Annotated in this window: 21 protein-coding genes and 1 pseudogene; 9 read left to right on the forward strand and 13 right to left on the reverse strand. The window is 45.7% G+C overall.

Features of this window, described 5'->3' with window-relative positions; translation table 11 throughout:
* Positions 1-93 precede the first annotated feature (93 nt).
* Both VOA_RS12680 and VOA_RS12675 read right to left on the reverse strand, forming a co-directional pair.
* Positions 94-273, reverse strand: coding sequence for a hypothetical protein (locus VOA_RS12680; RefSeq protein WP_000228192.1), 180 nt, complete (start codon positions 271-273; stop codon positions 94-96).
* Between the two features lie 178 nt (positions 274-451).
* Positions 452-1,669 carry a sugar efflux transporter gene (locus VOA_RS12675; protein ID WP_000285486.1) on the reverse strand — a complete coding sequence of 406 codons (1,218 nt, stop codon included), beginning with the start codon at positions 1,667-1,669 and terminating at the stop codon, positions 452-454.
* Positions 1,670-1,874: 205 nt separating this feature from the next.
* Here VOA_RS12675 and VOA_RS12670 point away from each other — a divergent pair, with 205 nt between their 5' ends.
* On the forward strand, positions 1,875-2,774 hold the full coding sequence (locus VOA_RS12670) for a helix-turn-helix domain-containing protein (RefSeq protein ID WP_009355817.1): 900 nt from the start codon (positions 1,875-1,877) through the stop codon (positions 2,772-2,774).
* Between the two features lie 25 nt (positions 2,775-2,799).
* Here VOA_RS12670 and trhO read toward each other — a convergent pair whose 3' ends face one another.
* Positions 2,800-3,783: an oxygen-dependent tRNA uridine(34) hydroxylase TrhO gene (trhO, locus tag VOA_RS12665; RefSeq protein WP_000085166.1), complete on the reverse strand. Its 984-nt coding sequence runs from the start codon at positions 3,781-3,783 to the stop codon at positions 2,800-2,802.
* 357 nt (positions 3,784-4,140) lie between these two features.
* On the opposite strand from trhO, the gene cspE reads away from it, so the two are divergent.
* Together cspE and VOA_RS0117465 are read left to right on the forward strand one after the other, a co-directional pair.
* Positions 4,141-4,353 (forward strand): transcription antiterminator/RNA stability regulator CspE, encoded by a 213-nt coding sequence (cspE, locus tag VOA_RS12660; RefSeq protein ID WP_000066842.1) that lies wholly within the window; start codon positions 4,141-4,143, stop codon positions 4,351-4,353.
* A 442-nt stretch (positions 4,354-4,795) separates the two neighbouring features.
* Positions 4,796-4,996, forward strand: coding sequence for a hypothetical protein (locus VOA_RS0117465; protein ID WP_001231165.1), 201 nt, complete (start codon positions 4,796-4,798; stop codon positions 4,994-4,996).
* A gap of 229 nt (positions 4,997-5,225) precedes the next feature.
* On the opposite strand, the gene nrfF is transcribed toward VOA_RS0117465, so the two are convergent.
* From nrfF to nrfB, 6 genes are read right to left on the reverse strand one after another with little or no spacing between them, the layout of a single operon-like run.
* The gene (gene nrfF, locus VOA_RS0117470) at positions 5,226-5,645 is read right to left on the reverse strand and encodes a heme lyase NrfEFG subunit NrfF (RefSeq protein WP_000898921.1); all 420 of its coding nucleotides are present in this window, start codon (positions 5,643-5,645) and stop codon (positions 5,226-5,228) included.
* Positions 5,646-6,182 carry a DsbE family thiol:disulfide interchange protein gene (locus tag VOA_RS12655; RefSeq protein WP_000909997.1) on the reverse strand — a complete coding sequence of 179 codons (537 nt, stop codon included), beginning with the start codon at positions 6,180-6,182 and terminating at the stop codon, positions 5,646-5,648. It abuts the gene before it with no gap.
* Complete coding sequence (locus VOA_RS12650; protein WP_001281352.1) at positions 6,151-8,100, reverse strand: heme lyase CcmF/NrfE family subunit; 1,950 nt, start codon at positions 8,098-8,100, stop codon at positions 6,151-6,153. Before VOA_RS12650 ends, VOA_RS12655 begins: the two co-directional genes overlap by 32 nt.
* An 18-nt stretch (positions 8,101-8,118) precedes the next feature.
* Complete coding sequence (nrfD, locus tag VOA_RS12645; RefSeq protein ID WP_001094647.1) at positions 8,119-9,075, reverse strand: cytochrome c nitrite reductase subunit NrfD; 957 nt, start codon at positions 9,073-9,075, stop codon at positions 8,119-8,121.
* A 1-nt stretch (position 9,076) separates the two neighbouring features.
* The gene (nrfC, locus tag VOA_RS12640) at positions 9,077-9,763 is read right to left on the reverse strand and encodes a cytochrome c nitrite reductase Fe-S protein (protein WP_032468165.1); all 687 of its coding nucleotides are present in this window, start codon (positions 9,761-9,763) and stop codon (positions 9,077-9,079) included.
* 1 nt (position 9,764) lies between these two features.
* Complete coding sequence (gene nrfB, locus VOA_RS12635; RefSeq protein WP_000521189.1) at positions 9,765-10,352, reverse strand: cytochrome c nitrite reductase pentaheme subunit; 588 nt, start codon at positions 10,350-10,352, stop codon at positions 9,765-9,767.
* Between the two features lie 441 nt (positions 10,353-10,793).
* Here nrfB and nrfA point away from each other — a divergent pair, with 441 nt between their 5' ends.
* A complete protein-coding gene (nrfA, locus tag VOA_RS12630) occupies positions 10,794-12,221 on the forward strand; it encodes an ammonia-forming nitrite reductase cytochrome c552 subunit (RefSeq protein WP_000716710.1) in 1,428 nt (475 codons plus the stop codon).
* A gap of 175 nt (positions 12,222-12,396) precedes the next feature.
* On the opposite strand, the gene VOA_RS12625 is transcribed toward nrfA, so the two are convergent.
* Entirely contained in the window at positions 12,397-13,020 is a 624-nt protein-coding gene (locus VOA_RS12625) for a TPR domain-containing protein (protein ID WP_000348915.1), read from the reverse strand.
* A gap of 174 nt (positions 13,021-13,194) precedes the next feature.
* Entirely contained in the window at positions 13,195-15,879 is a 2,685-nt protein-coding gene (gene gyrA, locus VOA_RS12620; RefSeq protein ID WP_001281171.1) for a DNA topoisomerase (ATP-hydrolyzing) subunit A, read from the reverse strand.
* Positions 15,880-16,230: 351 nt separating this feature from the next.
* Here gyrA and ubiG point away from each other — a divergent pair, with 351 nt between their 5' ends.
* From ubiG to yfaE, 4 genes are all read left to right on the forward strand, one after another.
* Positions 16,231-16,968, forward strand: a complete 738-nt coding sequence (gene ubiG, locus VOA_RS12615) for a bifunctional 2-polyprenyl-6-hydroxyphenol methylase/3-demethylubiquinol 3-O-methyltransferase UbiG (RefSeq protein WP_000168824.1) — start codon at positions 16,231-16,233, stop codon at positions 16,966-16,968.
* Positions 16,969-17,415: 447 nt separating this feature from the next.
* Positions 17,416-19,698, forward strand: a complete 2,283-nt coding sequence (gene nrdA, locus VOA_RS12610; protein WP_001075907.1) for a class 1a ribonucleoside-diphosphate reductase subunit alpha — start codon at positions 17,416-17,418, stop codon at positions 19,696-19,698.
* A gap of 91 nt (positions 19,699-19,789) precedes the next feature.
* On the forward strand, positions 19,790-20,923 hold the full coding sequence (gene nrdB / locus VOA_RS12605) for a class Ia ribonucleoside-diphosphate reductase subunit beta (protein ID WP_000331865.1): 1,134 nt from the start codon (positions 19,790-19,792) through the stop codon (positions 20,921-20,923).
* Positions 20,923-21,201: a class I ribonucleotide reductase maintenance protein YfaE gene (yfaE, locus tag VOA_RS12600; protein ID WP_000718940.1), complete on the forward strand. Its 279-nt coding sequence runs from the start codon at positions 20,923-20,925 to the stop codon at positions 21,199-21,201. The genes nrdB and yfaE overlap by 1 nt, the downstream gene beginning before the upstream one ends.
* A gap of 90 nt (positions 21,202-21,291) precedes the next feature.
* Here the strand turns inward: yfaE and VOA_RS12595 are convergent, their stop codons facing one another.
* Both VOA_RS12595 and VOA_RS12590 read right to left on the reverse strand, forming a co-directional pair.
* Positions 21,292-21,546 (reverse strand): hypothetical protein, encoded by a 255-nt coding sequence (locus VOA_RS12595; protein WP_000486263.1) that lies wholly within the window; start codon positions 21,544-21,546, stop codon positions 21,292-21,294.
* A 247-nt stretch (positions 21,547-21,793) separates the two neighbouring features.
* Positions 21,794-23,032 carry a CinA family nicotinamide mononucleotide deamidase-related protein gene (locus tag VOA_RS12590; protein ID WP_000912235.1) on the reverse strand — a complete coding sequence of 413 codons (1,239 nt, stop codon included), beginning with the start codon at positions 23,030-23,032 and terminating at the stop codon, positions 21,794-21,796.
* Between the two features lie 175 nt (positions 23,033-23,207).
* On the opposite strand from VOA_RS12590, the pseudogene VOA_RS0117475 reads away from it, so the two are divergent.
* Positions 23,208-24,122: pseudogene (locus VOA_RS0117475) on the forward strand (DUF3943 domain-containing protein).
* The last annotated feature ends 144 nt before the right edge of the window (positions 24,123-24,266 follow it).

Here is a 24,266-nt window from a genome sequence, read left to right on the forward strand (position 1 = left end):
AATTGTTATGTTATAACAAATGACTTTTTGAGCAATAAAAAACCCAACCGTTGTGGGTTGGGTTCATTCTGTCATCAAAATAAGGAGAGAAAATCAGTTTTGCGACTTTTTCCAGACGCACAATTCAATCCACATTTGTTCTAACTGACTCAATTCTTCATCGGTTAGCACGGAAAGGGTGGGTTTTGATTGTGGTGCAGAATGAGCTTGCAACGCGCTCAACTGCGCGTAGAACTCCTTCTTCAACTGGGCAATAATTAAATTGTCCACCATATTTCCCCACAATCACTTTACTTTCTTAAAAATAATACCCTCTTTCATAAAGATTTCTTATAACACCATAAGATATGGAAGTATGGTCACATATTTTTACGATTTACCGAATAATTACGCACCTATCACTTTGTACAAGCAATGAACGATCGAAATGAACGCTCATCGACACCCGTTTCTAATAGACTGATACCGCACTCTGAGCCAATTCAGCCTGTGTCACTTTGCGCTGTAATTGACTAAACAACATCAACAAAATCAGTGCGCTAAACGCCCCAGTTAAAGAAACATACAAGGTGCTGAAGTAGTTATAAAATTCGCCCACTACGCCGACTGACAAGCTCGCCACTAAGGTGCTGATACTGAGCATGCTCGAAAACAGGGTTGATGCCGTACCCAGTCGGTCTTGCATCATGTCTTGTAGAACCACCATTCCTAACGTTGCACACACGCCAATAAAAAAGCCATTGAGCACTTGTGCCGCCATCATGGCAACAAACCCAGCGTGAGTGAGCATCACACCATAAAACAAAATACCGCAGGTGATCCCAAGCATCAGCAATTTATTCATTCCCCAGCGCTGAGCCAACTTTCCTGCCATTAACATTACGGGAATTTCACACAACGCCGCGGTACCAAACAGCAAGCCTAACCAGCGCTCAGGCACCATCAATTCGCGAGACAAATAAAGCGGCATACTGGTGATGTAGAGGTTGTTGGCACCAAACGTACACACCAAGGTGACACAATACAACACAATCAGCCCCCGCTTACGTGTCGAGTATTTTCTTAAATCGACTTGTGTGCCATCCGGTTGAATCACTGCTGTTTTCTCCCCTGCAGGCAAATAGCGGGCAATCAACACAATGGCTAAAGAAACAATCGCGGCAGAAACCGCAAAGGCAGCACTAAAACCAAAACTGGCTTTGAGCATAAACGCCGCCGGTGGACCAAATACCCAAGCTATCGCAATGCCGGCACGCATGGTGGCGAGAAAGGTGGTTTTATCGGTTAAATGGCGATCGGCGTATTCACGACCAAGCGCGAAAAGCTGACCAAATGACGCGCCGCTTACGCTTGCAAACACCACCACCACCATAATGGCGAGGCTGTAGCTGCGAATAAACATAAAGCTGATCACGGTGATCAAATAGCAGAGCAATGCGACCAATAAGATGGTTTTACGCTGCCAATCACGATCTGACTGACGCGCCAACCACTGCGATACGATGACTGAGCTGACCACCGCCATGACCATATACAGACTCAGTTGCATCGGTGAAGCACCGAGCGCCTCAACAATAAACAAGCTAGAAAGTGGATAAAAGAAAGCCCCGCACAGACCCGTGACTAGTGTCGACATAATAAACAGTAAGGCGGTTTTGTCTCGATACATGCAGTAACTCCGTAGCAAAACTGAAGATGAAATATCATGGATGGATAAGGCGGCTAGTGTACTGAATCTGCTTATTCTGTATTGATGTTATTCGAGCCAGTTCTAATACTATTCCGGCAAAACCATTCTACCATTTGACAGAAATTGAGCCATTCTTCTAATCTATATCCACAAATTGATCGGTGGAAAACCAACGTAAATCGTTATGCGGCCTTTAATTGAAAATGTGATGAGTGGCATCAGTCAGGATTGGGTATTACGAGAATTCCACAGCAACATGAATAAAGAAGAGTTTTCTTGTCCTTGGCACTATCACACCGAGTATGAACTGGTGCTCTACCAGAACCCAGATCAACGTTTTGTCGGTAACTATTTTGCAGGTGATGCGATTGGTGGGGTTGAGCACAACACCCTTTTGCTCTATGGCCCCGGTTTGCCGCATATGATTGCTGGTCGCCAGCACTTGAATCAATTCAAAACCCTGCACTCTACGATTATCTGGTTTAAGCAAGAGTGGCTAGATAAACTGCAAAGCGTGTTACCTCAGGCTCAAGCCTTAAAACGCCTACAGCAAAATGCCGCTTATGGCTTACACCTGAGCGAGCAGACCGCAGTTCAAGTCGCCCATTTACTGGAAAATCTTGAGCAGCAAGCTCACAGCTACCAGAGCTTGCGCGTAATTGAGTCTCTGCTGTTGATGGCGGACGATCCGCAAGCACAGCGCCTATCCGTTGCGCCGTATTTGATGACACCACTCGCCAGTAACAGCGACATTCACAAGAAAATTCAGCTGGCGAAACAGTATGTGGAGCAGCACTACGCACAAGCGATCAAAATCACCGACTTATGCCATCACTTACATTTGAGTGAAAGCTCGGCGTATCGCTTATTTGAAAAGCATTATGGGATGAGTTTTTCGGAGCATTTGAAGCAGTTTCGGATTGGTAAAGCGTGTGAGCTTTTAGCCAGTTCTGCGCTGCCGATTGCGTTAATTGCCGAGCGAACTGGGTTTGGAAATTTGTCGAACTTCAACCGCCAATTTAAAACCCTCAAAGCCATGACTCCGAGGGAATTTCGTCAGCGATTTCAAGCAGTGAGTGGGTAGAGACCTGCCCCCCACTCACAACTCGCTAACCTTTCTGGCCACGCTGCGCGGCTTTGCGTGCCAATTTTTCAGCGCGGCGAGCTTCAATGACGTGTGCACTCTCTTCGCCGATATGGCTTTCACCGCGCAGTTTCGCCAATTGAACTTGCTTTTCACGCTCACGGAAACGCTCTAGCTGCTCTTCGGTGTGTGACCCAAAGCAACGCGGACAGCTGACGCCTTGTTCGTATTGCTCGCTCTGTTTGTCTTCCTCCGTAATAGGTAGACGACAAGCATTACAGATTTGATAGTCACTTTCCGCAAGGCCATGCCCTACCGCAACCCGTCCGTCGAACACATAACAATCCCCTTCCCACAGGCTTTGCTCTTGAGGCACTTCTTCAAGATATTTCAAAATACCACCTTCAAGGTGATACACCTCATCAAAGCCTTGCTCTTTCAAATACGCGGTGGATTTTTCACAGCGGATCCCGCCGGTACAGAACATGGCGACTTTTTTGTGCTTTTGCGGATCAAGGTTTTCTTGCACATAGTGCGGAAACTCGCGGAATGTCTCGGTTTTTGGGTTGAGTGCGTTTTTAAAGGTACCGAGCTGCACTTCATAGTCGTTACGCGTATCCACCACCAACACTTCGGGATCAGAGATCAGCTCGTTCCAATCTTGCGGTTTCACGTAAGTACCCACCACATGACGCGGATCGATGCCCTCTACACCCATAGTCACAATCTCTTTCTTGAGTTTGACCTTAGTGCGGTTAAACGGCGGCTCACTCGCCAAAGACTCTTTATACACAGTGCCTTTTAAACTGGGCTCGTTGTCTAGCCACGCCAGCAGCGCATCAATTCCTTGGCGAGAAGAAGCGACGGTGCCATTAATGCCTTCTTGCGCCAACAACAATGTGCCCCGAATGTGGTTCTCTTCCATCAGTGCCAGTAGTGGCGCTCTCAGCTCTTGGTAATGATTGAGCTCAACAAACTTGTAGAGCGCACAGACAACATATTGACTCATGGTATGACCTTTTAAATACGACACTTGGAAATTGGGCGGGCATTATACCGAAGCAAACCGATGACAAATACGGAGTGTTTTTGGGGGTATAGCTTAGTTCCAACCTTAGCACCCTCAAAAAACAAGATCTAACACACTGATTTAAAAGGATAAAAATTTAAAACAAAGAAATGCGTATCTATTGTGTGTACATCGTGTATAGTAGCGCCAGTTCTAACAGTGAGCTATTGATATAAAATTTAGTTTAAGATCTTCTCAGTTTTTGATTCAGTTTGTCATATATATCCTGCGATAACTTTTTCTTCATTCCATATTTAGTAGTTTCTCTTTCAATCTAATTAATCTATCGAGATATATATGTCTAATAAAACAACTGGTCTAGTAAAATGGTTTAACGAAACTAAAGGTTTTGGATTTATCACTCCTGACAACGGCGGTGCTGACCTATTCGTTCATTTCAAATCAATTGTTAGCGACGGTTTTAAAACATTAGCTGAAGGCCAAAAAGTTGCTTTCAACGTAGAGCAAGGTAATAAAGGCCCACAAGCTGCTAACGTTACTGTGCTATAAATATTTATGACTAGATCTTGTTTAGATGATGAGATCTAGTCATTCAATCTTCATCAAATAAAGAAAACACCGTTCTTTGTTCATCAATCTTACAGTGACAATGTTAAAGTTTGTCTTCCTACTGTAAATCAGATAAGTCGTTTTTAATCTTATCCACTTTCATTTCATATCACCTAATGATCATTTTAATTTTCTAGGATGAAATTTATTTTGCAATTAAACATTCGCAAAATGTGATGTTCGATGAGCTGCTTATTTCTACGTTAGGGAAGGAGATCAAAATTTGAAAAAACCAATCACTGGTTCTAAATCAAAGAATTCCAAAGTAAAAGTTCTTAATGCAGATGAAAGTCAAGATAACATTCACAAGATAAGAAAAAAATTGAAGATATTTTATTAGAACGAGAACAGAAGAAACTTTGGGATCTATAAGGAATCAAAAATGCGAAAACCCGTAAGAAAATCAAATAAAAAAACACAAAGAAACAACTTTGAAGAGCAATTCTCTGTTATGGTCTCAGAATATCAAGCAGCGAAAGAAGTTCTAGACTCAATGGAGCAAGGCACATCAGAGTATATGAACCAGAAGAAATTATGTGAAAAACTATTTTCTAATGCCGAAAGGTATATCAATATAAATTAACAGCCAGCACTCAATCACCGCTGCTTGTATCAATTCAACCAAAAATATTACTAATAATTAGTCGTATTTTAATAAAATTTTATTTAAAGACATTGCAAGTAGATCAATATGAAAAACATCCGTGCAATTTTTATTTTAGCCTCTGATTTGATCCATATTTATCTATTTAAAAATACGGCCAGAAGTACGTCTTATATCCAGACTGTGCCGTATTTTGTCTGACTGGTAGCTATTTACGCCGTACCGACCGGGCGGCGTAAATCAAAAATAGGCTCAGAATGATTACCGGAGCCAACCATAGCAGCCAGGTTTGAGCTTTAAATGGCGGTTGGTACAACACAAAATCACCGAAGCGTTCAACCATATAATCGACAATCTCTTGCTCGCTTTTCCCTTCTTTCACCATCACAAACACTTTAAAGCGTAAGTCTTTGGCGATCGGCGAATTTGATTCAATCAAGTTCTGGTTTTGGCACTGCGGACAACGTAATGATTTCGCCAACTCGGTCGCCATTCGTTGCCGCTCAGCGGAATCAAACTCAAAAAACTCAACGGCATTAACGCCTTCTGAGCTTGAAAGCGGATCACTCGCCCAACTTTGCAATGGCGATACGATGAAAAAGAGAAAGAAAGCCAGCCGGAATAACAATTAACTCTCCTGCTTAAAGTATGTTTGAAAATAACGTTGCCATTTTTCTTGGGTCAATTGCCCTGAATATTTAAAAACAATCTCTCCTGCCGAGTTGATCAAATACGTCTCCGGTGTGCCAATCACACCAAGATCTAACGCCACTGAACCTTGTGGATCTTGAGCCACTTTGACAAATGGGTTGCCGTGTTGCTGCAAATAACGTGTTGCCGCACGGGATTCATCCCGATAATTTAAGCCGTAAATTGGAACACCTTGCTGGGCTAATGTGTTTAAAAAGTCATGCTCACTCAAACAAATGCCACACCATGAAGCCCACACATTGAGAAGTTTGTAGTCCGAAACGAGAAAATCTTGCTGCGTTACGCGTGAGTTTGGGTCGAGTAAATCTGGGGCATCAAACGCCGGTAACTGTTTGACCACACTCACTTCTGCCTTGTTGGTATTTTTATTTTCCAGCCCCAAGCCAATTGCAGCGAGCACACCACCAATCACTAAGACCACACTAAGCAAGCGTATAACGTTGGCTTTCAACACTCTGCACTCTCCTCTCTTTCCAGCGACTCACTAACGCCAGAACGCTGCCCATTACAAACATCAGTGCTGCTAACCATATCCAGCCTATATAAGCTTTGAACTGTAACTTCACAGCGTAACTCTTTACGGCATAGCTTTTTGCGGAATGACTCTGCTCGCTAAACTTGCTACCAAGCGTAACGTACAAATCCCCATTCCACAGTCCATGCAAAGCGGGTTCACTCATGTTCATCACTCGTACTGGATAATGGCGACGTTCGGGCTCCATGATAAAAGAACTCGCCCCCTCTTTTTGCCATGTAAATCGCGCTTTCTCAAGCGTGTAATTTGGCCCTATTGCCCAGTTTATGTCCTGATAGGTTACCTGCCACTGCATAAATGTCAGTGTGTCTCCCGGTGCCATTTTTTTCGCGATTTCCTGAGAGTGTTCAGCATTCATTGCCGTGCCCACAGCCAGAAATGCCAACCCCAAATGCGCCATCAGCATAGGGATCGCTCGCGTTTTTTTCTCCAATAAACAGAGCAAGTGTGTGCTGGCAACCCAACATCCCAAAGTCCAGAACAGTTGAACCCACAAAACTGGGTTATCCACCTGTAGCCGATATAACGTGGTTCCCAGTAGTATGGAAAGTAACGCTAGCCCTAGCGCGATTGGTCGTCGGTTTTTGTGTTTGATTAATGGAACTGCGCCTAATGCCAACATGCCCAAGAAGACAAAAGGCAAAATCATGGAATTGAAATACGGCGCACCGACTGAAATACTGCCAAACCCAAACAAGGTGTACAACATGGGGTAAAAGGTACCCATTCCAACGGTAAATGCGGCGATTGCCAATAACCCTGTCGCGATCAGCATCAAAAATGGTGCACTCCACCAGTGAGTAAGAGATGCTGAGCGAATCTCGTCTAAACGCAGGACAAAACTGCCCAAGCCCACAAGCAGCACCAAAGCAAGAATGGCAAGCAACGCAATACCTTTATCGGGATCAACCGCAAACGCATGTACGGAAGTCAGTACACCAGAGCGCACAATAAACGTGCCTATAATGCTTAAACTGAACGTCATCAGTGCCAACACATAACACCAACGCTGCAATACACCGTGGTATCGGTTAGCCAATAAGGTGTGACACAGCGCCGTTCCGCTCAGCCAAGGCAGTAAAGAGGCATTTTCAACGGGATCCCAGAACCACCAACCACCCCAGCCGAGCTCGTAATACGCCCACCATGAACCTAACCCGATGCCTAAGGTTAAAAACAGCCACGCGCCCATTGCCCACGGCTGGCACCATTCCACCCATTGGGTAGGGATCTCTTTTTCCCATAATGCGGCCAGAGCAAACGCCAACACGGTGGAGTAACCTACATAGCCGAGATACAGCAAAGGAGGATGAAAAATCAGCGCGACATCTTGCAGCATCGGGTTTAAATCTCTCCCCTCGCTGGGCAAAACCGTGTTTAATTCAAAGGGGTTGGAGGTGAACAAGGTAAACCACGCGAACATGGCAACCAGCGCATTCATCAAGGTCAGCACTTTGAATTGATAAGATTGCGGGTAACAACGCTGATAGGAGATCACTGCAGACCATCCTGCTAGCGTCATCACCCAAAACAGCATCGATCCTTCATGTCCTCCCCATACGGCTGCCACTTTGTAAAACACGGGCAGAGCAGAATTGGAGTGGGATGAAACATAATGCAGCGCAAAATTATCACTGAGGAACGCATACGCTAACAGCACCAAGGCCGACAAAGCACAGAGGAACACCAGTCGGCAGGTTTTGGTAAGCAATATTTGCTGTGGCTCAAAACTCGATAGATGTAAGGAAAGAGAGCGAAAGCGACTTAGCCCCAAAAAACTCATCGCCGTGCTTAACACGGCGACCAGAATGAGTAAAAACAGCCCTAAGTCACTCATTAGCTTTTCCTATCACGCTTAAATGACGGTCATCTGTCCGGCGTACAACACAAAGGTACGCAACATTAACACCCCAAGTAAACTAAGCGAGGTGACAAACAGTACAAAGCCGAGCGAATGTTTGATGGATTTCGGAGATAGCGCATTCAGCACCAAAGGCAGCACCATACCAAGTGCAATCACACCGAACCAAAACCAGTTAGCCCAGAAGCCGCCTGAAATGGCATTCCACGCGGAAGCCTGTGCTTGACCACCACTGAAAATCAGCCCAGTAAAGAAAGTTACCAACACAAACAACTCAAACAGTACAGTCGGGCGCTCAAATCTGTGCAGCCAGGCAATGCTTGGACTGTTCATCGGCTCTTTAAAGATCCACACCCCAACCATCAAACAAGCCGCGAAACCAGATGAAAGACTGGAGAATAAGAACAGGATTGGCAACACCGGATTATTCAGCATCGGATAAGTTTTTAATGCCGAAAGCAGGAAGCCCGTATAAGCCGCAAGAGTAATGGCTAAAATGGCGAGGAAAATTTCAATCCCATTTTCAAATTGCTTGGCTTTCAGCAGCAAACCATCCACTACGGTGAATTTGCCCTTCAAGAGTCGCATGATCACAGGTCTGAAAATAATTCCGATCCAAACGAACAGCACCGCCATATACACTTGAAACAAAATCACCCCCATCGACATCACTGAGGTGGGGTTGTAATAAATCATGATCTTCCAAAACTCGAGTGGCTTAGTGAGGTGGAAAATCAAAATCGTCAGGCCGGCAATAATTCCGAACGGTGCCAGCCAAGCGGTCGCTTTAATAATCCCATTTTCTGCCGCATCGCCTTGTATTACGTTGCGTTTCAAATAGAGCGAGATCATGACGGCACCGGCGGACATCCCTGCCAAAAATAAATAGATGGCAATAATCCAATCCCACACTAAAGAATCAAAATGAAAAGCGGTTTGTAAAGTGTTCATATTACACCTCCCCTTTCTGATGCGGGATCTTATACAGTTTAGGGCTGGTACCTAGCTGCACTTTATCTCGGTACACCGTGCGGGTCGCCAGCAGTTGATTGACTGCACTGGTCGGATCGTTTAAATCGCCAAATGTCAGCGCCTTAGTGGGGCAAGATTCCACACACGCAGGCAGTTTGCCCTGTGCCAGATTGGTATCACGGCAGAAGTTACACTTATCCGCCGAATGAGTGACCGGATGGAAAAAACGCACTTGATAAGGGCAAGCAGCAATACAGTAACCGCAACCCACACAGCGCTCCTTATGTACATCAACAATGCCTGTCGTTTCATCTTTGTAAGCCGCACCCGTTGGGCAGACATAGACGCAAGGCGGATTCTCACAATGTTGGCAAGATTTGCGAGTAAAACGGTAATCCACATTCGGAAACTCACCTTGCGGAGCACTGCGAATAATCTCCAAACGGGAGACTCCTTCAGGTACTTTGTTCACTTCGCGACACGCTTCGGTACATGCGGTACAACCAATACAAGCGGTTTCATCATGCACCATGGCGTAACGTTTATTGTCCTCTTCCTGCACAGCGGCAAGCACATAGCGACTATTGATCACTGCCGTACCCGCAATGCCCGTGGTCATGATTAAAGCTCCGGAACCCGCGAGAAAATGACGTCTTGAACAGCTCATGTTATTTCTCCTCTTCCTTCGCTTTGAAATCGGAATGGCAATCGACACACAGCTTTATCTTTTGCTTGTGATCAAAGCTCAGCACTTTGGCATCCATGGCATGAACCGTATGGCAGTTAGAACAGGTGAGGTTTTTCGCATGTACATCGTGCGTCCAACTTTTCTCACGGAGTTTTTCCGGTTGATGGCAGTCCATACAAACGCTGTTGGCTTGCAAGATCTGCTCTGGATCCAGATAAACCTTTTCTGTGCCGGGTTGCGATTGCGCACTGAAATACTTGATCACGTCCTCAGCACCATTCCGGTGTTCTGGGCCAATATTGCTGTGGCAATTAGTACAGTTCAGCTCACGCCCTTCTTGTTGCAGCGCTTGCTCACTGTGTGATTCCAGTAGTGTATTTTTGGCATCCTTATGGCACTGAACACATTTGTAATCAGCATCACGGATGAAAGTGACTTCATGGCGTTGTGGAGATGCCTCCGATTTTTTATCAGAAGATTCCGCGACGGCATAAATAGAATATCCATAGAGACAAAATGCAAGAAGGGACTTCAGCATTATGGCTATGGCAAATTGAACTTTGCCCATATTATCCTGTCCTTATTTCTGATAAGGATTGTTATCAAAATCAGAAAAATAATTACTCTTGGTTTCGATTATTCACCAAATGCAATCAATTCTTATTTTGGATAAGCCACAACGCTATATAAATAGAATATCCCCCCTTCTCCTTTATGGGTATTTCACAAGCAAGAATTAGTGAGATACATCACCTAAATCATTGGAAATTATTTAATTTCAAGCATTAGCCTTTTCTCTATTTATTTAGAGATTTCATACCACTTTAGAGGTATATGGATTTTTTTTGAAGCTTGGTCACAGTGGTAAATTGATCCAAAACAATGATTATTAATATGCCTAATTTTGTTTTTAAAAATATAAACAATAATAGTTTGTGCATTCTCCTTTCTTAATTTGGATATTCAGCCCCACAACGCAGAAACCAACACGGAATATGGAGAAGCCATTGTGAAAAAGCACTGGATAAAACAATCAGCAGCATTGTTACTCATGAGCGCAACTTCCTTGGGAGTAGCGAGTTTTGGCGTGTCTGCAGAAACAGAAAACAAACTTGCAGACCCGCGTAACGAGACTTATCAGGCACAACACCCTGATCAATACAAAACATGGAAAGAGACGTCAGAGAGTAAACCTATCGAAGATGCTCTGGCCGAAGATCCAAATATGGTTGTGTTATGGGCGGGCTACGGCTTTGCCAAAGACTATAACAAGGCTCGTGGCCACTTTTACGCATTAGATGATGTTCGCCAAACCTTGCGTACTGGCGGCCCAACCGATTCTAATTCAGGCCCAATGCCAATGGCCTGTTGGAGCTGTAAATCACCCGATGTGGCAAGAGTAATTGAAGAACGTGGTGAAGACGGCTATTTCGAAGGCAAATGGGCGCGTTTGGGTGAAGAAATTTCTAACCCGATTGGTTGTGCGGACTGCCATGACACGCGCAGTGAAGCGTTCAAAAATGGTGAACCGGCACTGAAAATCACCCGTCCTTATGTAGAGCGTGCATATCAGGCGATTGGCAAACCCTTTGATCAAATGTCACGCCTCGATCAACAAGCGGGCGTGTGTGGTCAGTGCCACGTGGAATACTATTTCGCAGGCCCTACCAAGGCTGTGAAATTCCCTTGGGATATGGGTACTGATGTGGATTCTATGGAACGTTATTACGATGCACTGAATTTCAGTGACTGGACGCACCAACTCTCCAAAGCCCCTATGATTAAGGCGCAGCACCCTGAATATGAAACGTGGCGTGCTGGTATCCATGGCAAAAATAATGTGGTGTGTGCGGATTGCCACATGCCTAAGGTGAAAAACGAAGATGGAACAGTGTATACCGACCATAAAATCGGTAACCCATTTGATCGCTTTGAAAATACCTGTGCCAATTGCCATACCCAAAGTAAAGATGAGTTGAAAAACATTGTCGCGACTCGTAAAGCGCAAGTGCTGAAAATGAAGCTGACGGCTGAAAAACAAATCGTTGCAGCACACTTTGAAACAGCAGCTGCATGGAAAGCCGGTGCAACGGAACAAGAGATGCAATCGATCTTGCAAGATATCCGTCATGCGCAATGGCGTTGGGACTACTCCATCGCTTCACATGGTGTGCACATGCATGCGCCTGAAGTCGCTTTGGAAGTGTTGGGAACCGCGGTGGATCGCGCGGCGGATGCGCGTACTAAACTGGCTCGTCTATTAGCCACTAAAGGCATCACGGATCCGATTAAGCAACCTGATATCTCAAGCAAAGAGAAAGCCCAAGCGGCCTTAGGCATGGATATGGAGAAGATGAAAGCAGAGAAACAGCACTTCCTCGATACTGTCGTTCCTGAATGGGATAAGAAAGCAGAGCAACGCGAAGCTAACTATTAGACGAAAAGTCAGTAGACGCTAGAAGTCAGCGTTTAAACCTCGATTCTGCACTCTCGTGACATGGAGTGCCTTCAACGAAAAGCCAACAGTGCGTTGGCTTTTCTTCTATTTAAACAAGATAAGTTCAAACAAAATAACGGCTTCGAGTCGAAGGTAGTTAGTGCTTGGTGACGATTTAGCTGGCTTTGACCACTCGTGATTTTGCCAGATCCAATTGTTGAATGATTTTGGCTCTATCGAGAGCGAGATCGGGAGAGTCCAATAAGTGCAGCCAAGTTTCCACCGCCTGCTGATAACGAAAGCTGATCATGTGGTCTTGAGCAATCAGTGTTAGTGCCGTTTCATTAAATGGTTCAATTTCTAAAGCCGTATTCAAAAGCTGAGTCACGTCATCACTCATGTTTTGCTTATGTTGGTAGTAAAGCGCTGTCGCTTTCGCGGCATATTGGTTGGCGGTCGGAAACTCGGTCAATCGAATCGCGTAATCAAAACATTGCGTAGCCGCGGGAAAATCACTCTCCAATAAATAGCCTTGCCCCAAAGAGAACCATAAATCGGCTTGATTGGGATCTTTACGTAACGCTTCCTGCAAATCACTCATTGTCTGAGTCAGTGATTTTGTTTCGGCCTTAACTTGGGCTTTAGGCTCTGGCTGCTGCATCCATAAAAAAAGACCCACGCTCACCATAGTCACAATTCCAACAAACCCAACTGCGACTCGGCGCGGGGGTCGAATCAATAGATAAATCGCCATTGCCACTACCACAGCGACACCCAGTATCAGCGTCATCCCATCCATATTGACTCCTTAACTATTTTCCGAGTCAGTATAACTAACTGTTTGTGAGAAAACTGAGTGGGGCTTATAGGCTGTAAGCGGGATCAAAAAAGCCGGACGGTTGTCCGGCTTTGATTAGGCACTTTATGAATTTCCCTACCTAAGTGTGATTAGGTGGGGATATGACAGAGCAGATTACTCTTGTTCACCATCATCATCTTGTGCAACAGGTGCATCGTTCTCAACAAGTGCTTCCTCGCCTTCTGGCAATTCAGACTCTTCGATTTCATCGATACGCTGCAGACCTACCACACTTTCACCTTCCGAAGTGCGGATCAGGGTAACGCCTTGAGTATTACGGCCCACTTGGCTGACTTCCGCCACGCGAGTACGTACCAATGTGCCGGCATTGGTGATCATCATGAACTCATCACCCTCGGCCACTTGTACTGCACCCACTACGCTGCCGTTACGCTCAGAGACTTTGATCGAAACCACACCCTGAGTACCACGACCTTTGGTTGGGTATTCAGACAGGCTGGTACGCTTACCGTAACCATTTTCGGTTACGGTGAGCACGTCACCTTCGGCCTTCGGTACGATAAGCGATACCACTTGGTCGCCGTCAGCCAGTTTCATGCCTCGAACACCCGCAGCGGTACGACCCATTGGTCTTACGCCTTTGAACTTGATCTCTGGCTGGCCATTTTCATCCAGCACAGGTTGACCATTTTCATCCACAACAGCGGTTTCTTCAGACTCTTTAAAACGAACAACTTTACCGAATTTAGAGAACAGCATAATGTCGCTTTCACCATCGGTGATTTCAACACCAATCAACGCGTCGTCATCACGTAGGTTCACCGCAATCAAACCATTGGCGCGAACGTTAGCAAACTGATCCAGTGAAGTTTTCTTCACAGTACCGTCACCGGTTGCCATGAAAATGAATTTATCTTCACTGAACTCTGTCACTGGCAGAATCGCAGTAATACGCTCGTTTTCTTCCAGAGGAAGCAGGTTCACGATTGGCTTACCACGCGCAGTACGGCTTGCCAACGGCAGTTGGTAAACCTTCATACGGTAAGTTTTGCCGCGAGTTGAGAACAGCAGAATGTTATCGTGGGTATTGGCAACCAGAAGACGCTCAATGTAGTCCTCTTCTTTCATTTTGGTTGCGCTCTTACCTTTACCACCACGACGCTGTGCTTCGTAGTCGCTCAGTAATTGATACTTCACATAACCTTCGTGTGACAGAGTCACAACCACATCTTCACGGGCGATCAGTTCTTCCATGTCGATGTCGTGAGTTGCTGCCGTGATTTCTGTGCGGCGCGCATCGCTAAAGCCTGCGCGAATCGCTTCGAGCTCTTCACGGATCACTTCCATCAAGCGCTCTGTGCTCGCCAGAATGTGCATCAATGCCGCAATTTCTTCGAGAAGCTGTTTGTACTCATCGAGGATCTTCTCGTGCTCTAGACCGGTCAGCTTGTGCAGACGCAGATCCAGAATCGCTTGCGCTTGTTGCTCAGTCAGGAAGTACTTGCCATCACGAATGCCGTATTGCGGCTCAAGCCACTCAGGACGCGCCGCATCCGTACCCGCACGCTCCAGCATTGCCGCAACGTTGCCAAGATCCCAACCACGGGCAATTAAGCCTTCTTTTGCTTCTGCAGGCGTGGCGGCATGACGGATCAGTTCAATGATTTCATCAATGTTCGCCAGAGCCAGAGCCAAACCTTCAAGGATGTGGGCACGCTCACGCGCTTTGCGCAGTTCAAAAATAGTACGACGAGTCACCACTTCGCGGCGGTGGTCGACGAAACACTTCAGCATCTCTTTCAGGTTAAACAGCTTAGGCTGACCGTTATCGAGTGCCACCATGTTGATACCGAAGGTGGTTTGCAGCTGAGTGTTGGCATACAGGTTATTCAGAACCACTTCGCCAACCGCATCACGCTTACACTCAATCACAATGCGCATACCGTCTTTGTCAGACTCGTCACGCAGTGCGCTGATCCCTTCGACTTTCTTCTCTTTCACCAATTCAGCGATTTTTTCAATCAAGCGCGCTTTGTTCACTTGATAAGGAATTTCGCTGACGATGATGGTTTCTTTGCCGTTCTTATCGGCTTCGATTTCCGCTTTCGAGCGCATGTAAACCTTGCCACGGCCGGTTTTGTACGCGTCAATGATGCCTTTACGGCCACTGATCAGCGCTGCAGTTGGGAAATCTGGACCAGGAATGTAGTCCATCAACTCATCAATGGTGATTGCTTCATTATCGATGTAGGCTAAACAGCCATCGATCACTTCACCTAAGTTGTGCGGAGGAATGTTAGTTGCCATACCCACCGCAATACCGGATGAACCGTTGATCAGCAGGTTCGGGATCTTTGTCGGCAATACCGCAGGGATCTGCTCGGTGCCGTCATAGTTCGGAACGTAGTCAACGGTTTCTTTATCTAGGTCTGCCAAGAGTTCGTGCGCGATTTTCGACATACGAACTTCGGTATAACGCATTGCCGCCGCGGAGTCGCCGTCGATCGAGCCAAAGTTACCTTGGCCATCGACCAACATGTAACGAAGTGAGAAAGGCTGCGCCATACGCACGATGGTGTCGTAAACCGCACTATCACCATGAGGGTGATATTTACCGATTACGTCACCTACCACACGGGCAGATTTTTTATAGGCTTTGTTCCAGTCGTTGCCCAGCACATTCATCGCGAACAGTACGCGTCGGTGTACTGGTTTAAGGCCATCACGCACATCAGGAAGAGCACGACCCACGATAACCGACATCGCGTAGTCCAAATACGAACTGCGTAGCTCGTCTTCGATGTTTACGGGCGTGATCTCTTTAGCTAGATCGCTCATAGAGCCATTATCCCTCTATAGTTTGATCGGTATACCCAAATTCTTACTGAAACGGGGCTCACTACAAGATTGAGCGCCAAGTCAGTCGAGAACTGGATATTCTTGATACTTATAAGGTGAAAAAATATAACACATGTTTCTACGCTTCGGCATTACTTTCCCTGACCTTTTATCAGGTTGTGACCTTGGTTGCGTCTTAAATGCCGAGAATTTACACATTCCTTGCAGTTGGCAAAGTTAGATGGTTGTTTTTTAAACGCTCATCGCCAAATCTGGCATCTCAACTGGTGCGATTTACTCAGCGCGCTATAATGCCCATTCTTCACGGATGCGTAATACAGGCGATACAAGATGGCTTCAACACACTTGGCTTCTACTCAGCAGGCTTCAGCACAAAACGTCGATCCCAACGAAATCAAAAAATTCGAGGATATGGCTTCTCGTTGGTGGGATCTGGAAGGCGAATTTAAGCCCTTACACCAGATCAACCCTCTCCGTCTTAACTATGTGCTAGAGAAAGCCAACGGTCTATTTGGCAAAAAAGTGTTGGATGTAGGCTGTGGCGGCGGCATTTTAGCGGAAAGCATGGCGCGTGAAGGCGCACAAGTGACCGGCCTTGATATGGGCAAAGAGCCTTTGGAAGTGGCGCGTTTGCATGCGCTCGAAACGGGCACGAAGCTAACCTACATCCAAAGCACTGTTGAAGATCATGCGGCGGCTAACCCGCAAACGTATGATGTGGTGACTTGCATGGAAATGCTGGAGCACGTTCCAGACCCACTTTCAGTGATTCAGTCTTGCACCAAACTGGTTAAACCCGGCGGCCATGTGTTCTTCTCTACCCTTAACCGCAACGTCAAATCCTATCTGTTTGCGATTGTGGGTGCAGAAAAGCTGCTGAAGATCGTTCCGGAAGGCACGCATGACCACAATAAATTTATTCGTCCATCAGAACTGTTGAAAATGATTGACCAAACAGCGTTGCAAGAACAAGGCATCACTGGTCTACATTACAACCCACTGACCGATACCTACCGTTTAGGTTCAAATGTCGATGTGAATTACATCGTCCATACCCGCCTAGTTTAACGCATAGGCAACGCTAAAAAATCGCCGCGGTAGCACAGGTTACCGCACTTTTTTAGTCTATTTTTCGTGCGTTTGATTCCATTTTGAACGATCCGATTTCGGCGTAAATTTTTCCTTAAAGATCAAGAAAATTTTTTTCGTTTGTGGTTACGAATAAAGCGATGTGGAAAAGGCGTTTTTTACAATCAACTCTGCTCTTTGATCATCAGTAAGTAGGCACTAACTGATTTTTTTAATTTTGCTAGTTATCCACAATCTGTCCCCTAACTGTAACTTGCAATAGACCTCTCATAGCACTATCTTGTAACCCGAACACTGAAGCACCCCTACATATAGTGTTTATGACGCTATATGTAGGGCGAGCTTGATCACAAAAGCCGCGATTCAATTTACAAGAATTAGACAAAAATACGGCTTTTATCAGTTTTGTTAGGGAAATGAAGCAGAATGAACCAACAACTTACTGTCACCAAGCGTGATGGCCGCAAAGAAATTATTGATCTTGATAAGATCCACCGAGTGATCACTTGGGCTGCCGAAGGTCTGCAAAACGTTTCTGTCTCACAAGTAGAACTGCGCGCTCATATTCAGTTCTATGATGGCATTACGACCTCAGACATCCATGAAACTATCATCAAGTCGGCGGCGGATCTGATTTCCGAAGAAACACCAGACTACCAATACCTTGCTGCGCGTCTTGCGGTTTTCCACCTGCGCAAAAAGGCTTATGGGGAATATGAACCACCAACGCTGTTCAAGCACGTGACCAACATGGTCGAGAAAGGCAAATACGATAAACATTTGCTGGAAGACTATACTCGTGAAGAACTGGAGCTGATGGATCAGTTCATTGACCACCGTCGCGATCTGGATTTCTCTTATGCTGCGGTGAAACAGCTTGAAGGTAAATATTTCGTACAGAACCGCGTTACCGGTCAAATCTACGAAAGTGCACAGTTCCTATACATTTTAGTGGCCGCTTGCCTATTTGCTAAGTATCCAAAAGAGACGCGCCTTGATTACGTCAAACGTTTCTATGATGCGACGTCGACCTTTAAGATCTCGCTGCCAACGCCAATTATGTCGGGTGTACGTACTCCGACTCGTCAGTTCAGCTCTTGTGTGCTGATTGAATGTGGCGACAGCCTAGATTCTATCAATGCAACGGCGAGCTCCATTGTTCGCTACGTTTCTCAACGTGCTGGTATTGGTATCAACGCAGGTCGTATTCGTGCGCTGGGTTCTGAAATCCGTGGTGGCGAAGCGTTCCACACTGGCTGTATCCCATTTTACAAGTACTTCCAAACGGCGGTGAAATGCTGCTCGCAAGGCGGTGTTCGTGGTGGCGCAGCAACGGTTTTCTACCCTCTATGGCACGGTGAAGCAGAATCTCTGCTGGTTCTGAAAAACAACCGTGGTGTTGAAGAAAACCGTGTTCGTCATATGGATTACGGTGTTCAGCTCAACAAACTGATGTACAAGCGCCTGGTTGAAGGTGGCAACATTACCCTGTTCTCTCCTTCTGATGCTCCGGGATTATACGATGCGTTCTTCCAAGACCAAGACGAGTTCGAACGTCTGTATGTGAAGTACGAAAACGATCCTTCAATTAAGAAGAAAACCGTTAAAGCGCTAGAAATCTTCACTCTGCTGATGCAAGAACGTGCTTCAACTGGCCGTATCTACATCCAAAACGTTGACCACTGTAACACGCACAGCCCATTTGATGCGGCCGTTGCGCCTGTACGTCAATCAAACCTGTGTCTGGAAATCGCACTGCCAACTTCACCACTGGCAAATGTGGAAGATGAAAGCGGTGAAATTGCCCTGTGTACCCTTTCTGCATTTAACTTAGGTGCAATCCAGTCACTGGATGATTTTGAAGAGCTGTCTGACCTTGTGGTTCGTGCTCTGGATGCACTGTTGGATTACCAAGACTACCCACTGCCTGCGGCACGTCGTTCTTCAATGAACCGCCGTACTCTGGGTGTAGGCGTGATCAACTACGCTTACTACCTAGCGAAAAACGGCGTGAAATACTCTGACGGCAGTGCAAATGGTCTGACTCATCGCACGTTTGAAGCAATGCAGTATCACCTGCTACGTGCCTCAATGAAGCTGGCGAAAGAACAAGGCCGTTGCCCACTGTTCCATGAGACTAACTACGCTAAAGGCTTGATGCCTATCGATACTTACAAGAAAGATATCGATCTCGTATGTGCAGAACCTCTGCATTATGACTGGGACAAGCTACGCCATGAGATCATGGAACACGGTCTGCGTAACTCTACCCTGACGGCATTGATGCCATCAGAGACTTCATCGCAAATTTCTAACGCGACTAACGGTATAGAGCCACCACGTGGTTATGTTTCGGTCAAAGCGTCAAAAGATGGCATCTTGAAGCAAGTGGTTCCTGAATTCACTCGCTTTAAAGAGAACTATGAACTGCTGTGGAACATCGGTTCGAACGATGGCTATCTGCACTTAGTGGGTATCATGCAAAAGTTCGTTGACCAAGCGATCTCTGCCAATACTAACTACGATCCAAGTAATTTCGATTCAGGCAAAGTGCCGATGAAGAAGCTACTGCAAGATCTGCTGACAGCGTACAAGTTTGGTGTAAAAACGCTGTATTACCATAACACTCGTGATGGCGCGAAAGACGAGCAAACTGATGCTGTCAAAGTACAAGAAGACGATTGCGCAAGCGGTGCTTGTAAAATCTAAGCTTATTCAAGCTAAACCACGAGATAATAGTTTAACTCTTTGATTTGCATGCCTCTTGCTCCGGCAAGAGGCCAAACGGATGAAGGCAACAATGGCTTACAGTACTTTTACCCAAAAAAAGAATGACCAACTAAAAGAACCTATGTTTCTTGGTCAGCCTGTCAACGTCGCACGTTACGACCAACAAAAATATGAAATCTTCGAGAAGCTGATTGAAAAGCAACTCTCCTTCTTCTGGCGTCCGGAAGAAGTGGATGTGTCAAGCGATCGTATTGATTACGGCAAACTGCCTGATCATGAGAAGCACATTTTCATTTCGAACCTGAAATACCAAACTCTGCTCGATTCAATTCAAGGCCGCAGCCCGAACGTCGCACTGCTACCGCTGGTTTCACTGCCTGAACTGGAAACTTGGATTGAGACTTGGTCTTTCTCTGAGACCATTCACTCACGCTCATACACGCACATCATCCGTAACATCGTGAATGATCCTGCGGTGGTGTTTGACGATATCGTTGAAAACGAGCACATCCTCAAGCGTGCGAAAGACATCGCCCACTACTACGATGATTTGATCCAGTTGACTAACGACTACCACCGCTACGGTGAGGGCCAGCATCAGATCAATGGTGAAACGGTCAATGTTTCCCTCAAAAATCTGAAGAAGAAACTGTATCTGTGCTTAATGTCAGTGAATGCACTGGAAGCGATTCGTTTCTACGTGAGCTTTGCTTGTTCATTTGCGTTTGCAGAACGTGAGTTGATGGAAGGCAATGCGAAGATCATCAAACTGATTGCGCGTGATGAAGCTCTGCATCTGACAGGTACTCAGCACATGCTCAACCTCCTGCGCAACGGTATGGACGATTTCACCTTCCTGCAAGTTGCAGAAGAGTGTAAACAAGAAAGTTTTGATCTGTTCAAAGAAGCGGCAGAGCAAGAAAAAGAGTGGGCAGCTTACTTGTTCAAAGACGGTTCGATGATTGGCCTTAACAAAGATATTTTGTGCCAGTACGTTGAGTACATTACCAACATTCGTATGCAAGCCGTGGGTCTTGAGCCAGCTTACCCAACTGCGACCACCAACCCGATTCCTTGGATCAATGCTTGGTTATCTTCTGATAACGTACAAGTTGCTCCTCAAGAAGCTGAAATCAGTTCTTACTTAGTTGGCCAAATCGACAACGAAGTAAGCACCGATGATTTCGAGGGCTTTGAACTTTAATGGCGGCAATCAAAATCAACAAACTGCTGACCATTGAGTCTAATCCTAGCCACACCCTGCTTGAAAGCATGGAACAAGCGGGGTTAGAACCAGAATACAACTGTCGCGATGGGCACTGTGGTGCCTGTCGTTGCCAGTTAGTCTCTGGTGAGGTCGAGTATGTTGGTTTTGCCATGGCTTACACTCAAGGTAACGAGATTCTTCCATGCATTTGTCGTGCTAAAACGGCACTGGAAATTGAGCAAGTGACTTACCAACTGAAAGCCAAACGTGCTTGATCAATGGTTCTGTCTAGACGATTCAAGTGTAGAAAGATATTAGTTGCCACCAGTAAACGACGACTGCCAAGAATATACGCTAGCCAGAGCTTAGGCTCTGGCTCTATTCCCCCCACACAAGATTGCATCCGCCGTTCTCATCGATACCCACTTATTGCCAATTTCTCGTCCGCCATCATCAAACAGAGATAACCAATAGCCTTGATTGCTAGCTTGATCGAACTGTGCCGGAGCGTGTAACCAGATCGAAACAACATCCTCTGTTCCATCGCTATGTGCTTCTCCTAAAACCACTTTTTGACTAGCGATTCTGTACCAAACCAAGATCTTCGAGTGTTGAAACATGTCAGCCTCCTGCTTCCACTTTCAGGTGAAAAGTCAGTTTACCGATCCAACCAAGGGTTTAAAGCCTCACTTTTGAGACAAAATAAGCTCTCTAAATAAATCATCTGCTTAATGATTAGACAAAATACGCATAACGAATAGCAATCCCTCAATATGCAGAATAAGCAGAAGATTCATTCAGTTAGCTCAGAATGCATAACTATATAAAATATCTTTCTATTCAAGCAATTAGAGTAAGACTCTGATTTTAATTGAGCGCACTCTTTGGTAGGTACATTTCTTTGATTCGCTCTACTGCACTGTAACCAACAAACATAGGACGCCCAGTGAGATAGCGAAGCAGCATGTCTACCGCCAGTGTCGCAATCCACTCTTTCTGCTCTTGGGCAGTAAAACGGCGGACAAATTTTACCGTTTGCCCCCACTCTCCATTGGGAGTGGAGAGTGCAACCGAAACTTGATCATCTTTCAATGATCCCGTTACCAACGCCATCTGTGTTCCACACTTATCCTTGGTTGCTCCTGCTAATGCAAACGCCGCAGCAAGTGGGTCTTGATGAGCAAGTTCAGAAGAGACTCGATGACTCAAAATCCATGAATGCCCAGCTAAAGCTTCAATTTTTGATTCACTGAGTAACCAACTCGACAACCAACCATGGGTAGATTGCTCCGCAAACGCCAGTGTCAATCCTTTTTCCGTCATCACATGACCAAGATATGCAAGCATCGGCTCATCAATACTCACTACGTATTGCTCTAAGTGCGCATGAATAATTTTCAGCAAGCTTAAGCGGCATTCATCATCTTGCTCAGGGCCAAACAGCTTAACTTCAATAAATGGTAAATATGAGCGATAGCCCAAGGTATAACCTTCCGGCAGATGCATTTTATCCAATTTATCCGAAATTGAAGATTCAGAGGTACCGAAGGTATACAAGCGGCTGCACTGTTGCCCTTGTACGGAAGGAAATTGCCGTTGCAAATCAGGCAAGATCTGCTCACTGACCATTTTGTAAAACTCTTTAGGAACTCCAGGCGTAAAATAGAACCAACAATCGTTAATCTGCATTTTAAAACCACATGCCGTTCCCACGGGGTTATCAATCAACTCCGCATTCGCTGGCAACATCGCTTGTTTACGATTACTTTCTGGCATAGTTCGGCCGCGCCCAGCAAAAAATGTCTCAAGCCGAGTCAGCCAATCTGTATTGAGCTCCAGAGGCTGCTCTGCTGCTTGTGAGGCAGCTTCAGCGGTCATATCGTCGCTGGTTGGCCCTAGCCCTCCATTGACGATTACAACATCCGAGTTAAAACTCAGCATCATCAATTCTTCAACCAAAGCAGGTTGACTATCACCCACGGTAGAGCGTTTAGACAATGAAAAGCCATGCTGATAAAACTCCCGCGCTAACCAAGCTGCGTTAGAGTCAACAATATCACCGTGCAAAACCTCTTCGCCGGTACTGAGCATTGCTATTTTCAACATATTTGCCATCCTGATGTAAATGCTGTTGCTATATTGAACTACCAGCAACTAATAGAAAAGAACGTTTTATCCATTAAGCAATTTCAAACAAGTTCAATTATCAGCTTTCTTGTTGGTGAGTTTTATGGATAATTGTGACCCTCATCGACGAATTACCTTTTTAGTGGAGACATCTGTGCCCAAAAAAAACATCACCGCCATGATGTTGTTGACATTTTCAGCCTGCGTAAACGCACAACAAGATGTGAACTTCCAATCTGATTTTGCCTACCAAATGGGCTGTGAACAGACCGGCTGCTACTTAAGCAATAATTATGCCTAAGGCAATAATTATACCGATTCTCTCGGTGATCCGTTTTCTTTGAGCCTTAATGATGATCCATCACTCAAACTCGATGACCCCCTACCGAAATATCTGATGGTGCAAGACACTCGTGATTGGGACTACCTCAAAGGCCAGACCTATACCATCTTAGGTCTGAGTGTTATGACCGCAGGATTAATGACTTTACTCCCAGAATCCATCACCAAATGGGATGCGGAAGATCGCAAACTCAGCGGCCTTGGCAAAAAATGGAAAGATAACGTCAGCTCGGGGCCAACGTGGGATCGTGATGAGCACTTCCTCAACTACATCATGCACCCTTACTTCGGTGGCGTTTACTACACCGCTGCGCGCCATGCAGGATTTAACGAGTTTGAGTCATTCCTCTATTCTGCAACCATGTCAACTTTCTTCTGGGAATATGGCGTTGAAGCCTTCGCAGAAGTGCCCTCATGGCAAGATATTTTTGTCACCCCATTCTTTGGTGCCGTGGTGGGTGAACTTATGTTTGAAGCAGAACAAAACATTGTCGCTAATGGTGGCGAATTAATGGGGTCAGATACAGTTGGAGGGGTAACGCTGTTCTTCCTCAACCCCATTGGCCATATACACGGTTGGGTAAGTAATGCGTGGGGAGGCTCTGCAGATGTTTCCTTCCAGAGCAGCCCTTGGTCAAGCAACCCTAGCGCTGCCAAATATGCGTTGGATGCAGGTGCTCCTATAGACTCTCAGTATTACGGCGTTAACCTAAAAATAAGCTTCTAGCCATGCTTAAGCTAGCTACAAATATTAGACAGGCAACATTATTGGGTTGCCTGTTTTTTTATTCCCTTTTTAGCTTCCCCCCTCTTAAACCTAGGCAGTAAATCTGTGGCGCAAGTAGAATTATTGTCTCTCCATTGATACTGC

It is taken from the genome of Vibrio sp. RC586, from assembly GCF_000176715.1.
Classification (GTDB): domain Bacteria; phylum Pseudomonadota; class Gammaproteobacteria; order Enterobacterales; family Vibrionaceae; genus Vibrio.

Bases quoted from the DNA above. Each gene is read 5' to 3' on its own strand.
- VOA_RS12680 (WP_000228192.1), bottom strand. From the start codon at position 273: ATGGTGGACAATTTAATTATTGCCCAGTTGAAGAAGGAGTTCTACGCG.
- VOA_RS12675 (WP_000285486.1), bottom strand. From the start codon at position 1,669: ATGTATCGAGACAAAACCGCCTTACTGTTTATTATGTCGACACTAGTC.
- VOA_RS12670 (WP_009355817.1), top strand. From the start codon at position 1,875: ATGCGGCCTTTAATTGAAAATGTGATGAGTGGCATCAGTCAGGATTGG.
- trhO (WP_000085166.1), bottom strand. From the start codon at position 3,783: ATGAGTCAATATGTTGTCTGTGCGCTCTACAAGTTTGTTGAGCTCAAT.
- cspE (WP_000066842.1), top strand. From the start codon at position 4,141: ATGTCTAATAAAACAACTGGTCTAGTAAAATGGTTTAACGAAACTAAA.
- VOA_RS0117465 (WP_001231165.1), top strand. From the start codon at position 4,796: ATGCGAAAACCCGTAAGAAAATCAAATAAAAAAACACAAAGAAACAAC.
- VOA_RS12650 (WP_001281352.1), bottom strand. From the start codon at position 8,100: ATGAGTGACTTAGGGCTGTTTTTACTCATTCTGGTCGCCGTGTTAAGC.
- nrfD (WP_001094647.1), bottom strand. From the start codon at position 9,075: ATGAACACTTTACAAACCGCTTTTCATTTTGATTCTTTAGTGTGGGAT.
- nrfC (WP_032468165.1), bottom strand. From the start codon at position 9,763: ATGAGCTGTTCAAGACGTCATTTTCTCGCGGGTTCCGGAGCTTTAATC.
- nrfB (WP_000521189.1), bottom strand. From the start codon at position 10,352: ATGGGCAAAGTTCAATTTGCCATAGCCATAATGCTGAAGTCCCTTCTT.
- VOA_RS12625 (WP_000348915.1), bottom strand. From the start codon at position 13,020: ATGGATGGGATGACGCTGATACTGGGTGTCGCTGTGGTAGTGGCAATG.
- gyrA (WP_001281171.1), bottom strand. From the start codon at position 15,879: ATGAGCGATCTAGCTAAAGAGATCACGCCCGTAAACATCGAAGACGAG.
- ubiG (WP_000168824.1), top strand. From the start codon at position 16,231: ATGGCTTCAACACACTTGGCTTCTACTCAGCAGGCTTCAGCACAAAAC.
- nrdA (WP_001075907.1), top strand. From the start codon at position 17,416: ATGAACCAACAACTTACTGTCACCAAGCGTGATGGCCGCAAAGAAATT.
- nrdB (WP_000331865.1), top strand. From the start codon at position 19,790: ATGGCTTACAGTACTTTTACCCAAAAAAAGAATGACCAACTAAAAGAA.
- yfaE (WP_000718940.1), top strand. From the start codon at position 20,923: ATGGCGGCAATCAAAATCAACAAACTGCTGACCATTGAGTCTAATCCT.
- VOA_RS12595 (WP_000486263.1), bottom strand. From the start codon at position 21,546: ATGTTTCAACACTCGAAGATCTTGGTTTGGTACAGAATCGCTAGTCAA.
- VOA_RS12590 (WP_000912235.1), bottom strand. From the start codon at position 23,032: ATGTTGAAAATAGCAATGCTCAGTACCGGCGAAGAGGTTTTGCACGGT.